The following is a 16,653-nucleotide window of genomic DNA, read 5'->3' as shown; positions in this document are numbered from 1 at the left end:
ATGTAATATTTTTATTTTTTCACCATAAATATGCGATAATATTAACATGAATAAAATAAAGGAGACTTGAAAATGACAACTATTTTCCCAAAAGAACAAAATGTCACTCCCCTTTTCGAACGGATATTGGCTAATCCAACAGCTTGCAGACGTTTCAAAGATGTATTTCTTGATAATTTAGAGAGCTATCAAGAGACGCGTGGTTTTGAAAAAGATGATACCCTTTTTGCCAAAATTATTTTGTCGGCTTATAGGCAAAGTGATGTAAGCGCCTTGTTGTTAGGTGTATGCGGAAAAACACTATTCGAACTTCTCAGACAAGCTTTTCTTATTCCCAAAAAATTAACAGTGGATAACCCGTTCTTTTTAACAGATAAAGAAGGTAATTTTATAGCCAAAAAGGACGATATTTCTAACCGCGAACAGGAAAAATTTCAAGAAATTTATCAATCGGATTTGCATCACTTTGAAACAACGATTTTCTTAGTAGACGATGATGATATCGTTCATTCCTACGAGCCAGATTTTTCGATTTCCACCAAACGAATCAATAAAAAAAGAGGGATACTAGTGCTTTATTCCCTTCCAAATACTTTAAAACTAGAAATGACTGAATCCGAAGTCTATGCGTTTATTTGGAAAACTTTCTTGCATATACAGGAAATCATTCCATCCAGCCGAATTTTCTATGGACAAGAAACATCAGAAAATGCAGATGAACTTGGCGTATTTCTTCCAATTCACCATTTTGAGAAAAAAATGCTGCAAAATATTGAGCAAGTTAATGAGCTAATTGACGCTCTTCGCGAACAAATGGTTAATAAATAAGACAAAAAGGATGAAAAATCATGGCAAGATCTAGACAAATTTCAGAATCAATCAGGCTGGGGCTTTTACTTGCACTGGCTGGCGGATTTATGGATGCTTACTCTTACATTGAAAGAGGCCAGGTATTTGCTAATGCGCAGACTGGGAATATACTTTTATTTGGAATTAATATTTCAGAGGGGAACTGGACTATCGCTTTTCAATATTTTTGGCCGATTGTCTCTTTTACGGTCGGAATCGCATTATCTGAAGTGATTCATCGGCGCGATATTAGGCGTCTTCACTGGCGTCAGCTTTCTGTTTTGATAGAAGCGGTAATTTTGATTGGTGTCGCATTTATTCCACTTGCTCATAATTTGATTGCCAATTCACTCATCTCTTTTGTATGTGGTATTCAGGTAGAAAGTTTCCGAAAAATGCATGGTAGAGGGGTTGCGACGACGATGTGCATAGGGAATTTGCGAAGTGCTACGCAAAACTTATGTGATTATTTCGAGTACAAGGAAAAACAATATCTTCACAATAGTTTCTTGTATTTTTCGGTTATTCTTAGTTTTATTATTGGTGCCGTAGTGGGGAATTTCTTTATCCAGCTATTTGCTCAATATGCCATTCTCGTTTGTGCATTTTTACAGTTTATCGCCTTTATGATGATGTTTATTGATAGAGAAAGCAAGATTATCTAAAAATGCCAACAAAATGATTTCTCACTTTGTTGGCATTTTTTTATTTTACTTCTTCATCTACTTTTTTAAATTCGAAGTTCTTCATCCATTTTTTATTTTTGCGAATGGAGAAGTAACCGATGATAGATATCACAAAAGCGCCGAGGAAGTCAACGAACAGATCGCCCATTGTATCAGCAACTGCTGCATGACCTTGAAGCATCGTTCCATCTTCTAGCATCGTTTTTTGCATGTTCATTCCAAAGCTATCGGCTGCAAATTCATAAAATTCCCAGAAAACACCCAAGAATACAGCAAAGCTACAAGCAAATAATGCAACAAAAACCGGACTCATCGAAAGGGTAATCCGTTCATCATTATTCAGTAAGCTCACAATAGAGAACCCAAGTCCCCCAAGCATTGCTCCACTGAATGTATGTAAAATCGTATCCCAATTAGGAATTAAATAATAGAAACTACGTACTTCGCCAAGATAAATGGCACAATATAAGAATACGATAAATACAATATACATCGCATTCGGAATGACGAATTTCATTTTTTTACTAATGATGGATGGTAAGAATAGCACTACCACTCCAAGTACACACTGCATAAGCATAAGTGAGTAGTCGCCCTTTGTTTGTTGTCCTTCTGGAACATTGCCAGATGGTGCTGTAATTAAATTAACCGTTGCATAAACCATCGAAACTACGAGCGTTACTAATACAAAAATAGCTAAAATCTGTGCCCAGTTCCATTTTCTTTTCTTTGTTTTGTCCTTCATGAAGCGTCTCACCCCTTTTTAAAATATGTATTCATTATAATCTATGTGAAGCGAAAAAAGAAGTTTAAAATAAGTCTGTCGCTTCTTCGTCATTATTCTGAGGCAACTTTCTGTTTGAAATCATCTATATTTACTGTTTGCACATATATTATTTTATTTTTGCTTTACCAGTATTTTTTAATTTGTTACACTAAACTCATAATAAATCTATCTTTCAAATGGAGGAAAAACGATTGAAGAAAGTATCATCTTTATTAACACAAGAACAATTTTGGAATATTATCGACAACTCTGACAAAGGCAGCAAATTGGAAGAATTACTAGAAAAATTGAGTAAAGAGGAACTTTTTGGTTATAATTATTGGTGGAATTACTACCATAAAAAGTCTTATAATCAGTCACTCTGGGCGGTAGCTTATGTAGTATTAGGAGGTTGCAGTGATGACGGATTTGACTATTTCCGCTATTGGTTGCTAACGAGAGGAAAAGCGGTTTTTATGGCTGCGATGGAAAATGCAGATACGCTTTGTCACGAATTCGATTTATTAACAGAAGATGAATATCCAGAAAATGAAGAAGTAGCTTATTTAGTGATGGATGTATTTGAGAACAAATTCGGCAAAGACTATGACGATGCTGAAATTGAAGCGTCAAGTAAAATTAATTTTGAGGAAGTAACACTGCCTAACATTGATTTTAAGTGGGATGAAGATGACGAAGATTCTATTAAAAAAGTATGCCCAAACACTTTTGCAAAATGGTGGGACAACGACAAATTCTAATAAAAAACACGGAAATCCAGTAATGCGGACTTCCGTGTTTTTATTTTTATTTCAGAAAATCTTGTAAAGCTTTCGCATTTGCGGCTACGTCATCTAAACGTAGAACTGCTCCTGCACCATCAATTCGCTCATTATGCCATTTCCCTTCAACTGGGATAGCGAATTTTTCCATTGTTTCTGTTTTTCCTAGTAGAAAATCTGCGCCAATTGACATTAATGTGCCGGTCGGGATATTGGTAGAAGAATAACCTTGTAATTTTCCAATGACATCTGGAATTTTAGTAACATCTCCAACATCAATAGCTTGTTCTTTCAAGGCTTCTAACACTTGCTGTTGACGGCGAATTCGTCCGAAATCTCCTTCTGCATCTTTACGGAAACGAGCATATTGTAAAAGTGTTTTTCCGTCCATTACTTGCTCACCTTTTTTAATGTTTGCATCGATATTTTTCGACATATCTTTCTCTGCGTTGATTTTGATTCCTTCCGGTGCAAGCGTATCAACAATCTTAGGGAAACCTTCGAAATTAGCTACCACATAATACTGCACATCTACACCAAAATTTTCTTTAATCGTTTGGCGGACTAGTTCTGGACCACCGTATGAATAAGCAGCATTGATTTTATTTTTGCCATGACCTGGAATATCCACATACGTATCACGCATGATTGATACTAATTTTGGCGTATTTGTTTTCGTATTATAATGCGCAATCATCAAGCTGTCAGAACGCCCTTGGTCTGCGCCGCGAGAGTCACTACCAATAAGCAGTACATTAATCGCGTCGCCATCTGCTTTAACTCCATTAAATTTGTATTCTTTTAATTTACTATCATTCTGTGCTTCATTTAAGCTCGATTGATATTGAAAATAACCTATAACTGCAACTACACCAACTAAAATTAATAGGGCTACAAGAATTGTACCAAAAATTCTACCTTTACGTGCCTTTCTTTTTTGTGCATGTCTTGCCATTTTTCACACCTCATTTATTGTAACTTACCTCCATATTACAATAAAATGACAAAAAAAGAGAGCGATATTTGCATAAGATTTTCTAAAGATTAGAATAAGCCCTCTAAACACAATGTTTTAGAGGGCTTGGGGTGCATTCTATAAAGTGCTATCGCTATTAGTACTATCACTAGTTCCAGAGTCCGAGCTATCATCTGAAGGCACCTGTCCAGGTTCACCAGACGGGGGCGTTCCACTTGGGGTACCACTTCCTCCAGGACCTTGCATCGTTCCATTACTATTTTCCGGGGTATTTTGACTAACTGAATACAGCTGATAACTTAAAACACTAATAATTATGACAGAAAGAATACTGACAATAATCGTGCTCCACTTCCATTTATTGTGGATACCATTCCCACGAATAATGACCTTCTTTTCTGGCTGTTCCATCTCTTCCATCCAACATCATCCTTTCGTTACCACTACTTTACCAAGCAAATAAGAACAAAGTATGACATGAATTAGAAAAAAATATGTCAGTCAAATCTAAAGTTTTCTTTAATTTTTTCAACTTTTTCTGAAGTGTTTGGTATAATTAGTTGAATAAAACATGAATTAAGGGGTGTATTATGGCCAATTTAAATGGGAAAAAAGGTAACAACAAGAAAGCAATTATCATTGGAAGTATTGTTGCTGTTGTCGTCCTCGCAGGTATTGCCATTTATTTTTTCATCCAAAATCAGCATAAAGATGAAAAAAGCGCTTTAGCAGCCGCAGAAACTTTTACATCAAATATCGCTAAAGAAAAGTACGACAAGTTGGGGAGTAGCGTCTCAAGTGAATCCTTGAAAAAAGTAGAATTTACAAAGAAAGAAATGGAAGACAAGTATCAAGCCGTTTACGACGGAATTGGTGCGAAAGATATTAAAGTCAAAAATTTAAAGTCAGTCTATGATGACAAAGAAAACAAATTCAACTTAACATATGAACTAGAAATGCGAACAAGCCTCGGAAAACTCGCTACACAAAAATACAAAACCACTATTTCCAAGCAAGATGATGACTGGAAAATCGACTGGAAACCGGCACTAATTTTCCCAGGGATGGTGAAAACTGATAAGGTTCGAATGACAGAAGATGATGCAGAACGTGGTCAAATCGTTGACAGAAATGGCAAACCACTAGCAACAACAGGGCAATTTGCTGAAGCTGGTGTTGTTCCTTCCAAACTTGGTGAAGGCGATGAAAAAGTTAAAAACATTACTGATATTAGCAAAAAACTAGATATTTCTACAGATTATATTAACAAGCAACTCGACCAAAAATGGGTACAAGCAGATAGTTTTGTGCCACTAGTTACTTTAAATAAAGATAAACTTCCAGAAGCAACAGGTCTTACTTACGCTCAAAAAGAAATGCGGACGTATCCATTAAATGAAGCAACATCGCATTTAATTGGCTACGTCGGTGAAGTTAGTGCTGAAGATATTGAGAAAAATCCAAAACTCAGCGTTGGCGATGTCATTGGAAAAAGTGGCTTAGAACGTTACTATGACAAACAATTGCGCGGTAAAAACGGCGGCGCAATCAAAATCATCAATGATCAAACCAAACAAGAAGACACTTTACAAAAAATCGATAAAAAAGACGGCGAAGAAATTAAACTAACTATTGATGCTGATGTTCAGAAGAAAGCTTTTGATAGCCTTGGCTCTGAAACTGGCGCTGTAACAATGATTAATCCAACAAACGGCGAACTATTAGCATTAGTGAGCACACCTTCTTATGATGCAAATCAGATGGTATTAGGAATCACTTCCGAAGATTACGCAAAATACAATGACGATGAACGCCTACCTTTCTTAGCAAGGTACGCGAATCGTTACGCACCTGGCTCTACTTTTAAAACGATTACCGCAACGATTGGACTGGATACTGGAATTACAAAACCTGATAAAGTCCGTGAAATTTCTGGATTAAAATGGCAAAAAGATGCTTCATGGGGCAAATACTTTGTTACTCGTGTCCATGATGTTCCAAAAGTAAATATGACGGACGCACTTGTGCATTCTGATAACATTTATTTCGCCCAAGAAGGTTTAGAAATTGGCAAAGATAAACTAACTGCTGGCTTGAAAAAATTTGATTTTGATAAGGAATATAACTTACCTTTCACGATGAAACCAGCACAAATTTCGAATGACGGGTTGAATTCAGAAATCCTACTAGCTGATACGTCTTACGGACAAGGTGAATTACTGATGTCACCAATTCAACAAGCGATTGCTTACTCGGCTATTGCTAACGACGGAAAAATGCCTTATCCAAAACTAGATACAAAAGAAAAAGCTGGCAAGGAAACACAAGCAACCGAAGCCTCATCTGCTAACCAAGTCAAAGCGGCTTTAGTCAAAACTGTTTCTGACCCAGCCGGCACAGCGCACGCCCTACAAATTCAAGGTCATAGTATCGCAGCCAAAACCGGTACAGCCGAACTAAAAGAAAAACAAGGCGAAGATGGTCTAGAAAATGGCTTTGTTTACGCCTTCGATGCCGACAATCCAAATTACCTCATGGTAGGAATGATTGAAAACGTCAAAGGTCGCGGCGGTAGCGGACTTGTAATCGATAAGTTAAAACCAGTTATTGAAGGTATGTATAAATAAAAAAATCGCCATTCCGTTCTCAAATGGAATGGCGATTTTTTATTAACTTTCATGAGCTAATTCAATAATTTCTCCTTTTGTATTAAAACGAACAACTAAAAGTTCATCGCTAACTTCTGGTAATAATTTGAAATCGAATGTTAAATCGAGCTCATTATTAGCATTTTCTGAAAACCAAGCACCTGATAGCACTAATTTATCAACTAATATTTCATTTGTTATATTTTCTATTGCACCACATTCTGAGACTTCTAAAACGTCTTCTGTTAATTCTTCTATATGAAACTCAAAATAATTAATAATCGTATCATTCACTGCAAATTGCGCTAAAATAGTTTTCTTTGCTCTTAAGTAAAGTTCTGGAATTTGATCCGTTAAAGTAACGATATTTTTAAAATAATCTTCTGAAGTAAGTTTCTCGAAATATTAAAGTCGATTGTCACTTCTTTACCATCTAAAAGGATTACAGCATCCATCATAGTGCCTTTTTCGTCCGAATAAGGTACTGTTCCTAACAACTTGGTAGTTAATGTTCTGTTTGTCATGTTAAGTGCCTCCTAAAAATATTATCTAGCATACGTTCAGTATACGTAGCCAGAATTGAAATAGCAACTAGTTTCACAGTTCTGCTTTCAGGGAAACTAGTAACAACTATTTAAACCGAAGAAAGAAGGAAACCCCATGGTAAAAATCACGAGTTATCCCGCTGAACCTTCTGATGTTAAACATTATATTTCTGGAGAAAAAATGAAAAATGACCACCATTTGCATACTGTGCTCACATTTGATAGTCATTTAAATATAGACGTTCTAAAAAAAGCAGTTATGCAGTCTACTAAAAAACTTCCGCTACTTCTTTGCCATTTTAAGGAAACAAAAAAAGGTGCTTTTTGGCAAGAAAGTGTTTTTTCTGAGGAGGATTTGGTTTTCCTCGTTGAAACAAAGGCGCCAGAAACCGAAGTGAATCGCGCACTCATTGCAAAACTATCTACTGAAAATGGTCCACAAATTTGTTTTACTGTTGTTCGGACTGAGAGCGCCGATCAGCTTGTTATTATAATGAATCATATGTTAGCGGATGGCGCTGGTTTTAAGGAATATCTATATTTGCTGAGCGAACTTTATTCTAAGTTGCTAGAAAACCCAGATTACCATGCGAATTTGAGCTTAGGTTCGCGAAGTTTAAAACAAGTTTTCGAGCAATTTTCACGCAAAGAAATAAAAACGATTTTCACTGAAAAAACGAAGCAACAATCCATCAAAAATCCAACATTTCCACTAAAAGGTGACCCGAAAAATCCAAAAGTTATTTGGACTAAACTACCAAAAGAGAAATTTTCGCAAATCCTCCACTATGCAAAAGAGCACGGTGCGACGGTGAATGACGTTCTTTTTGCCGCAATGGCGCGCACCGTTCTGCAAACAACAGGGGAACATGAGCTTTCCATTGATTGCCCGGTGGATCTCCGCAAGTATTTGCCAAGTAAAACCAGTAGCGGAATTACCAATCTAACCGCCAATATTACATGCCAAATTAGCGCAGATGACGACCTAACGTCTTTCGAAAGTACACTCCAAGCCGTCAAAAAATCGCTCAATTCACAAAAAAACAGCTTAGCCCCTCTGCGAATTTATTATTTATTGGAACTGATTTTCAAGAAAAAGCGCTACATTTTCGCAAAAAAAGCTTCTGGAAAAATGTATTCTATTCCGAAAACAAGTTTTACGAATATCGGAATTATTGACGAAAAGAAACTCGTTTTTAAAGGAATCACTTTAAAGGATTGTTTTATTTGCGGCTCTTTAAAATATGCACCGTTTTTCCAAGTCGCCGCTACTACTTTCCGAAATGAGCTGACACTAAGTACTAATTTGCATGGTACTATGCAAGATCACGCTTGGCAGAAAGAATTTTTGGAGGAGATGATTTCGGAATTTCCTTTTAAATAAGAAACAGCCTACCTCGACCAAGGTAGACTGTTTTATTTTATTTCAACAATTCCCGAAGTGCATCCCCGCGGTTTGTCAATGGTTTTCCTAATGCTTTTTCAAAATCATTAGAAACAACATCTAATTGATTATTCTTAATATCGTGTTGGAAAGATAGAAACATTTCTGCAACAGGCTGTGGTAATCCGACAGAAACTAAATTTTCTACAAATCCTTTATCATCAGAAGAAATGACTTCGAAATCTTTTCCAGTAGCTTCTTTTAATGCTTCTGTAAGTTCTGCGTATGTCATTAGTGGGCCAGATAGTTCAAGGATTTCTGGGAATTCAGCGCCTGCAACAGCTTTTGCAGCTACTTCTGCATATTCGCGTTTTAATGCCCAGCCCACTTTTCCGTTTCCAGCTGCGTATACAAATTTTTCACCATTCAAAGCGCCACCAATCATTGGCATTTCATTTTCGAAGTACCAGTTGTTACGCAAGAAAGTGTGCGCAATTCCGGATTTTTTGATTACTTTTTCAGTAAAAATATGATCCGCCGCTAGAGCACTAGTGGAATTATTTGCGTCTGCGAAACTTGTGTAAGCAATATAAGAAACTCCTGCTTCTTTTGCAGCATTCACTACATTTTCGTGCTCTACTTGACGATTTCCTGGAGCACCAGAGACAAACAACACACGATCAATCCCTGCAAATGCTTGTTTCATTGACTCTACATCACCGTAATCACCAATTCGAATATTAAATCCTGCTGCTTTCAAATCCGCTCCTTTTTCTTCACTGCGAACTAAAGCATACATATCAGACATTGGAACCAATTCTTTTAAATAAGTTAAAGCATAACCACCAAGTCCACCTGTTGCACCAGTTACTAAATAAGTCATTTAAACCACTCCTTCAAAATTTTAATTATTTAAGCTGTACATTTATAATTTACACCTTTATAATAAACATTATGATAAGATAAGTCAAGAAGAAACATTGAAAGGATTGAATAAAATGAAATACTCCATCCAATTTAGTGATGCTATCCACATTTTGGCTTATATAGAAATTTTTAAAAATACGAATTTGTTATCGAGCGAAATAATTGCCAGTAGTGTCAAAACAAATCCTGCTAATATTAGAAGAATTATGAGTAATTTAAAAAAAGCTGATTTAATTACCACACAAACCGGTAAAGCGAATCCGATTCTTACTAGAGCGCCAGAAGATATTTCACTGCTTGATGTTTATAAGAGTATAGAAGGCAATACGAATTTAATTCATGTTGATCCAAAAACAAACCCAGATTGCATCGTCGGAGCCAATATCCAACAAGTACTTTCAAGTAAATATGAACTACTCCAACAAAAAATAGAACTTGAAATGGATCAAATTAAATTAGATAGTATTATCCATGATATTTCTGTACTGGAAAGCAAAGATCGACCGCAGAACAGCGAGTTTATTACTAAGTATTTGTAAAAACGAACATACACACTGTAGTGCGTCCCTTTAGTTAGACCAAAAAATCTAACTCCGGGGGCGTATTTTTAAATGAAACTATACAAAAAACATTACTGAATCAAAGCAAAATTTGATTGTGGGCTATTCCAATATCATGAATGACCGCATAAAAAACCGACCAGATTTATCTGATCGGTTTTTAGGTCTAACTTTTGAATCTTACTACATTCTTCCAATAGTTACTGAATCTTACTATTATGATGAATCACTTTGTTTTTACTTTTGTTTTTCTTCTTAAGAACATCCATCCTCCAACAAATAGCAACGTAACACCCATGAAAATTAGCTCTGTATTCAAAGTATCTCCTGTTTTCGGCATATTTTTTGTTGATTTCGTTGTTTTTGGATCTTTTGTTGGTTTGTTATTATTATTCTTACCTGGTGTTACTATAAACGATGAATCATCTTTTTTGACTGTTAATAGAATAATTTTCTTATCAACGCCTCCAGATGAATTTGTCGCCGTTACAGTTACTTTATACTGCCCTGCTGTGTTCCAATCAACAATTTCACTTAGATTAGTAGTTATTGTTACAGTTCCATAACTATTTGTAGCTTTGGCACCAATATCTTGCAAAAATTGCTTATCAGAAACTGGTTTTCCTTTTGGATAACTAATTTCTACTTTGTCGATGGTCAGTATAGGGCTACTTGTATCTACAATCTGCACTGTGCCTTTTAATTTACTGGATTTATTTCCAAGTGCATCAGTAACAGTAAAGTAGATAGGATAAGTTCCTACTTTATTAAGATTAACTTCACTACTATCTACTATAATATTTTTTGTAACATCACCATCAACAATATCAGTCGCTTTTACTCCAAAGAAAGTTAACCAATTCGGTTCTTTGCTTTGTACTTCTAATTTGTTTGTTGATTTACTCATTTCTATGCTTGGTCCAGTTGTATCTTTAATTGTTAAAGTAACAGTTGTTTCAGCTGTGTTGCCTGAATCATCTTTCGTTGTTACTTTAATAGAATACTCACCTGGAACATTGCCTTTAATTGTTTGTTCTGGTGTATAAGTTACTTTTAATTTATTACCTGAAAGATAATCTGTTGCTTCAATATTAAATATAGATTCTAATGATGGTAACTCGTTTACTGCTTCGATTGTTTTATTATCAGCATTTTTGAAAGTTGGTGCGATTTTATTAAAGATGCTTACTGACACTTTTACAGGTTCTGCAGTATTACCGTATTCATCTTCTGCATTTAAAGTAACTGTATATGTTCCTGCTTTGTTTAAATCTACTTTTTCTGCAAAATCACTAGTAATTTTAACATCACTAGATAATTCATCTGTTACTTCTGCATGGATATCACTTAAAAAGTTAGCTTCGGTTACTTCTGTTTTTCCTTGATAACTTATTTTTGGATCTGCAGTAATAACTGGTTTATCCTTACTTACTTCAACCGTTACTTTTTTTGTTGTTTGGTTACCCGCAGTATCTGTAGCAGTGATGGTTACTTCATACTTACCAGGCTTATTCAAGTTTACTTTTTCAGCAAAATTAGAAGTAATAATTAAATCAGTTGTATCATCATTGTTATCTGTCACATCTAAACGAGCATCTTGGAAGAATTCTGCTTCTGTTTTTGTTGTATTGACGTGGTAAGACACATTATCTGCTTTAATTACAGGCCCTACAGTATCTACTACATTAATAGTAATTGTTTGTGGAATAGCTTGATTTCCACTAGAATCTGCTAAATTTACTTGAACTTGATATTGCCCAGCTTTCACACTAGTGATATCACTAAAAATAGTACTAAAGTTACTAGTAAATACCATTGGCTTTTTATTTGGTTGGACTGGTTGACCTGGTGCTAAATCATAATTATCTCCACCGATAAGTCCTGCCGCTGTATACAATCCTTGTTCAGTTAATTTCCGCATATTTTCGATAGAATAAGTTAATGGATTATTCGTTACTATAATTGTAGGCGCGATAGTATCTACTATGCGTAAATCTACTGTTTGAGTGGCTTTATTACCACTTGCATCCGTTGCTGTAACAGTAACTGGATATGTTCCAAGTACATCCCATTTAACTTTACTATAGTCTATTACTGGCGTGATATTTCCATCATGCGTATCTGTTGCTACTACATTTAATGGCTTAATCCAATCAATATTTGCTTCAGTACTATTCACTTCTGCAGATGAATCTTGATTAACAGTTAATGTTGGAATTGTATAATCGATATCAAACGTTTTTTCATCGGAAGCCGTGTTTCCAGCTTCATCTGTTGCTGTGTTTTTAGCTATATACGTTCCTTCATCGTTTGGAATACGAATCGTATTTCCAGTTCCGGAATAAATAACTGTTCCGTTACTATCTTCTAATGTCCATTCATTTGTTACTTCTGTCGCTTCATCGCTTGATTCAATTGTAATCGCACTTGGAGTAACTTCCCTATCTAGTATAATTTTTGTAGTTGGTTTACTAGTTTCAGTAATATAAATTTCTGCTACTCCACCCACACCTGGAACTACACTATTTAAAGTATATTCATTGGTAGACATATTAAATAGAGGGTTCTTGGCCGAATAGACAAAATTCGTTCCTGTTGGCGCAGTTACTTTCAATTTAAAATTAGCCGGATTTTTAATAGCTACATCGCCAAAAGAAAATTCTCCCTTACTATTCGTTTTAATTGCTGATTGTACTTCTTTTCCATCTTGATCAAATAAAGCTATTTCATAATCTTGACCGTAAGATGTGATTTTTGGTTCTCCGTCTTTATTTACAAAAACAACAGCTCCTTTAATAGGTGTTGACATGTAAATAGGTATTTGGATACCAACTAGATTTTTAGGATTTCCGCTAGCCAAATCATCAATGGTGAATTCTGTAGAGTTATTGACAGTTACCCAACCAATGGAATCATCTTTTGAATCTTTTACGATTTTGTATGGACCAGTAGTAATAAAGTCTGCGTTTTTATTTGGTAGATGAGCAGCTATTTTATAGGTTCCATTACTCAAGCCATTAAAATCAAATAAACCTTTTTCTTTATCCAAAGAGTCCGAGGAAGTATAAACGGTTTCCACTTTCTCAAATTCATTATTATTCTTTTTGTATAAATCTAACTTAACAGCATTTAACCCTAGTTCATCCTCATCTTGTACACCATTTTTGTTAAGATCGGAAAAAGAATTACCGGCTATGTTTAAATCTGTTGATGGACTTGTACTTTTTACTCCCCCACGTGGAGGTTCTGATGCTAATTTGCTTGTACCAGAGCTTGTTTCCTTGTCAATCCGGTAAGCAATCGAGTTATACGCCATTTCACCATTTCTTGGAGCATCAGTTGGAACTATTGCTTCAAAATTTAGTGTGATTTCGTCCCCTACTTTGAATTCTGTATTCGGTAGTTTAATTCGGAAACTTTTCACATCAGTCATATTTGTTGGAGCCGAGATTTGCCAAGGATCGCCTGCTACATTCTCCCCGTTTGTATCGAAACGTTCAGGTGTATTACTTGTTGAATATTCTAAAGTTGCTGAATCACTTTTCTCTCCATTAACAAGAACTTCGATTTCACTAGTCGGGATAACTGAAAACTTCGATCCACGTGGACCAGTTCCTAAAACATACTGATCATCAATGTGTGGAAGTATATCAATAATTTCCAAGTTATTCATACTTCTTGTACCATTATTTTCAAATGTTAAATTATAATCTACTCTTTTACCTGGAATTGTAGTAGCTGTACTTGTACTAACATCAACAAAGTCGTTATCTTGACTTCCTTTAATTTTCATTTTAGTTGCAAGGCTATTAGATACACCTACTTCAGCTACCTTCGATGTAGACAAGTATTTAGTAGATGTTACTCCTGGAAGTTTAGATTGTAATTCGCTAGATAATTCTTTTGTTTCAAGTCCTGAATTAGCAGCGCCATTTAAATTCCAGCTGGAATCAGTCATTGATCCCATACCAAATTCTACTTTATTAGCGCCACTGTTTGTTTTATTTAATTTAAAAAGTAAATCTAATGCTAACATTTCACAACTTTCCATGCCTGCTGCTAAACCAGTATCTGGCGCTTCCCAGTAATACAATGTGGAACCATCTGATAAAGTTTCTTGTCCTTGAACATCTGCACTAGATTTAGGGTAAAGCGTATCCGTTCCATTAGAAGGAGCATACGTATAATTTAATGTGCTTCTATAAGGTTGTTGAATGAAATTTCTCTTAGTTTCTACATCTATACCCTTTGGTACTACTACAAAAATATATGGATTTTCTAGTTTACTTCCAAATGAGCCTAAGCGAACTGACTGTGCAATTTTGTCACCATTAAAGAAAATTGTACTTTCAAATCCTTTGCCATAAATACCAGCATTTGAAGATAAGAAAACTTCGCCATTTATTTTCGCTGGATCAGAAGTTTTTTCTACTACTTGAACGTTCTTTTCATAACTACTTGTAGTTGTATCAATTGCTTTACTCGTGTTGTCAGAGTCTGTATAGGTGATAGATTCTGGTTGGAGTTTAAAAGTTTCTCCTGCTTTCACACCAATATTCTGCATTCGAATTGTGCCATAAGTATAAGGCGGCATATCTTTATCATTAATAATTCCATCTCTAGATGTAAGCTTTAACTTTTCAATGCGATTAACTGACTGGTCAATCTTTGAAAAATCCCAACCACTAGATGTTTGAGGAGCCATTGATATCCATTTACCATTCTGATAATACTCTAATTTTTTCATACTTGCCATTGAGTTATTATTAGGAGTGAAAGATAATGCTTTAATCCCTTCAGGAATTGGTGCCACAATTTCTAAATCATTTACACCTGGTGCCGCAGAAGATATTCTAGGCATGAATCCCCATTCTATTACATCACCTTCTGATATACTTGTTTTAGAAACTTTGCTATCGACAGCTATTGAAGTAGCTGAGTCAGCCACTTCGCTCTTAATTTTAATGGAAGTTACTAAAACATCTTCATCATATACATTCACCGTACCAGTATAAACTGTTCCTTTAACCGCATCTGCTGGTATTTTCGCTGCCATTGATACCTGTATTTTTTTGTAAATATTAGCATTAATTGGTCCATATTCGACTACTTGCTTCTCATCATCATTAACAAGTACATTTGCTTTACCATTAACTGTACTAAGCTGTGACCAATAAGGCTCTCCGAATCTAATTACGTAAGGATCTGCTGTATTAATAGATATAACATCCCCACCATTTTCTTTAAGATATTCTAATTTTAAATTTTTGAAACTTTTATTTTCCAAACTTTTCTTCTGGATTTCAGGCCATTGGATGGAATATCCACCTGGCTTAAGTGAATATGCGATTTCTTTCATATTAAATTCCCAGCTATTATCACCTGCTGTAATTGGGCTGTAATCTAAATTGGTGCTACTTTCTTCTAAATTAACTGTGGTTGTTTTTTCTTCTGGTGTGTAGGTGTCACCAGCACTGTTCTCACCTGATAGTGTAGCTTTTAGGTCCATTGGTACTCCTGGCTTTGCACCATAACCAGCTCGTACAACGATTGGAATATCAAATGGAGCACCACTAGATATATTATCCACTAAGTTAATGGTTAATTTACCTGTAAGCGCACTATAAGATGTTGATTTTATATTTCTATTTGCTGTTGTATCTTTAGGATAATTCACTAATTCAAGATTAGAGTTATTAAAGTCTATTACTAATTTACCGTTTTTCAATGTTGAAGAGCCATCTAGAAAATTAATAGAATAGTTAAAAGTTATTTGTTCTGTATAATTAGCTAATGTAGCTTTACTTGAATCCGCTTGAAGAAATAATTTATCCGAAATAGATGAACCAAGTAACTGTCTACTTGATTTTTTGACTGTTTTTGCAACTTCTTCATCTACGTTTTTAACAACTAACTCTAACTTTGCTTGTACTTTATCCCCTTCTTTTAGTTCTAATTCGTATGTTCCTGTTTGAGAAGGAAGTAAATATAACGTTATTTCTTCGCCTGTACCTATAATTGTTAGCTCATTTTTTCCTTTGTCATATTCAACTTCTTTTCCTGTCTTTTTCTCATCTAAACTAAAAGATTTTGGTAAAGATAATTTATATTCTTTATCTTTCACAGCTCCTTTTATAACAATTGTATTATTATCAGCTTCATTATTAGTTGATTTTTTTTCTAACTTAATAGCTTCTTGTTGCTGCTCATCAGTAGTTGCATAAACAATACTATGGTTTGAGACAATCACAGTTTGTATTAAGATAGTAAAAGATAAAATCCCTATAAAGATTTTTCTAATCAATTTATTTTTCCTCCCATTCTACATATTGTAGGTTCATTCCTATTTATTATACATATGGAATTTGTCATTAAATAGAGGTGATTTCATACAAAACCTATGAAAAAAGTAGAAATGTGAACAATGAGTGAACAATGAAGTTTATATAAATTGATATCCCTTGTTAAAACTAAATTAAAACGAATTTAAAAAAATCTATTTATAGCCAAATAAATCCAATCCTTTAAAA

General features: G+C 35.0%; 11 protein-coding genes and 1 pseudogene. 6 read left to right on the top strand and 6 right to left on the bottom strand.

Annotated elements, in window-relative coordinates; genetic code table 11:
- Positions 1 to 72 precede the first annotated feature (72 nt).
- Both HCB45_RS12290 and HCB45_RS12285 read left to right on the top strand, forming a co-directional pair.
- Positions 73 to 828, top strand: a complete 756-nt coding sequence (locus HCB45_RS12290; protein WP_185620067.1) for a DUF4866 family protein — start codon at positions 73 to 75, stop codon at positions 826 to 828.
- 20 nt (positions 829 to 848) lie between these two features.
- Positions 849 to 1,514, top strand: a complete 666-nt coding sequence (locus HCB45_RS12285) for a YoaK family protein (protein ID WP_185317985.1) — start codon at positions 849 to 851, stop codon at positions 1,512 to 1,514.
- A 40-nt stretch (positions 1,515 to 1,554) separates the two neighbouring features.
- On the opposite strand, the gene HCB45_RS12280 is transcribed toward HCB45_RS12285, so the two are convergent.
- Positions 1,555 to 2,280, bottom strand: coding sequence for a DUF2238 domain-containing protein (locus HCB45_RS12280; protein WP_003721237.1), 726 nt, complete (start codon positions 2,278 to 2,280; stop codon positions 1,555 to 1,557).
- 233 nt (positions 2,281 to 2,513) lie between these two features.
- Here HCB45_RS12280 and HCB45_RS12275 point away from each other — a divergent pair, with 233 nt between their 5' ends.
- Entirely contained in the window at positions 2,514 to 3,062 is a 549-nt protein-coding gene (locus tag HCB45_RS12275) for a DUF4240 domain-containing protein (RefSeq protein ID WP_185620065.1), read from the top strand.
- 46 nt (positions 3,063 to 3,108) lie between these two features.
- On the opposite strand, the gene HCB45_RS12270 is transcribed toward HCB45_RS12275, so the two are convergent.
- Positions 3,109 to 4,038, bottom strand: coding sequence for an LCP family protein (locus tag HCB45_RS12270; protein WP_185317983.1), 930 nt, complete (start codon positions 4,036 to 4,038; stop codon positions 3,109 to 3,111).
- A 138-nt stretch (positions 4,039 to 4,176) separates the two neighbouring features.
- Complete coding sequence (locus HCB45_RS12265) at positions 4,177 to 4,479, bottom strand: hypothetical protein (protein WP_185317982.1); 303 nt, start codon at positions 4,477 to 4,479, stop codon at positions 4,177 to 4,179.
- 170 nt (positions 4,480 to 4,649) lie between these two features.
- On the opposite strand from HCB45_RS12265, the gene pbp4 reads away from it, so the two are divergent.
- Positions 4,650 to 6,686: a penicillin-binding protein PBP4(5) gene (pbp4, locus tag HCB45_RS12260; protein WP_185317981.1), complete on the top strand. Its 2,037-nt coding sequence runs from the start codon at positions 4,650 to 4,652 to the stop codon at positions 6,684 to 6,686.
- A gap of 42 nt (positions 6,687 to 6,728) precedes the next feature.
- Here the strand turns inward: pbp4 and HCB45_RS12255 are convergent.
- A pseudogene (locus tag HCB45_RS12255) lies at positions 6,729 to 7,231 on the bottom strand (DUF2004 domain-containing protein).
- Positions 7,232 to 7,367: 136 nt separating this feature from the next.
- Between HCB45_RS12255 and HCB45_RS12250 the strand changes: the two are divergent.
- Positions 7,368 to 8,636, top strand: coding sequence for a condensation domain-containing protein (locus tag HCB45_RS12250; protein ID WP_185317980.1), 1,269 nt, complete (start codon positions 7,368 to 7,370; stop codon positions 8,634 to 8,636).
- A 37-nt stretch (positions 8,637 to 8,673) separates the two neighbouring features.
- Here the strand turns inward: HCB45_RS12250 and HCB45_RS12245 are convergent, their stop codons facing one another.
- On the bottom strand, positions 8,674 to 9,519 hold the full coding sequence (locus HCB45_RS12245; RefSeq protein ID WP_185317979.1) for an SDR family oxidoreductase: 846 nt from the start codon (positions 9,517 to 9,519) through the stop codon (positions 8,674 to 8,676).
- 115 nt (positions 9,520 to 9,634) lie between these two features.
- Between HCB45_RS12245 and HCB45_RS12240 the strand changes: the two genes are divergently transcribed.
- Entirely contained in the window at positions 9,635 to 10,102 is a 468-nt protein-coding gene (locus tag HCB45_RS12240) for an Rrf2 family transcriptional regulator (protein ID WP_484497185.1), read from the top strand.
- A 247-nt stretch (positions 10,103 to 10,349) separates the two neighbouring features.
- On the opposite strand, the gene HCB45_RS12235 is transcribed toward HCB45_RS12240, so the two are convergent.
- Positions 10,350 to 16,427: a LapB repeat-containing protein gene (locus HCB45_RS12235; RefSeq protein WP_185317977.1), complete on the bottom strand. Its 6,078-nt coding sequence runs from the start codon at positions 16,425 to 16,427 to the stop codon at positions 10,350 to 10,352.
- Positions 16,428 to 16,653: the final 226 nt, after the last annotated feature.

Source organism: Listeria farberi (assembly GCF_014229245.1).
In the GTDB taxonomy this organism is placed as follows: domain Bacteria; phylum Bacillota; class Bacilli; order Lactobacillales; family Listeriaceae; genus Listeria; species Listeria farberi.
This window is presented reverse-complemented; position numbering and strand designations above follow the sequence as displayed.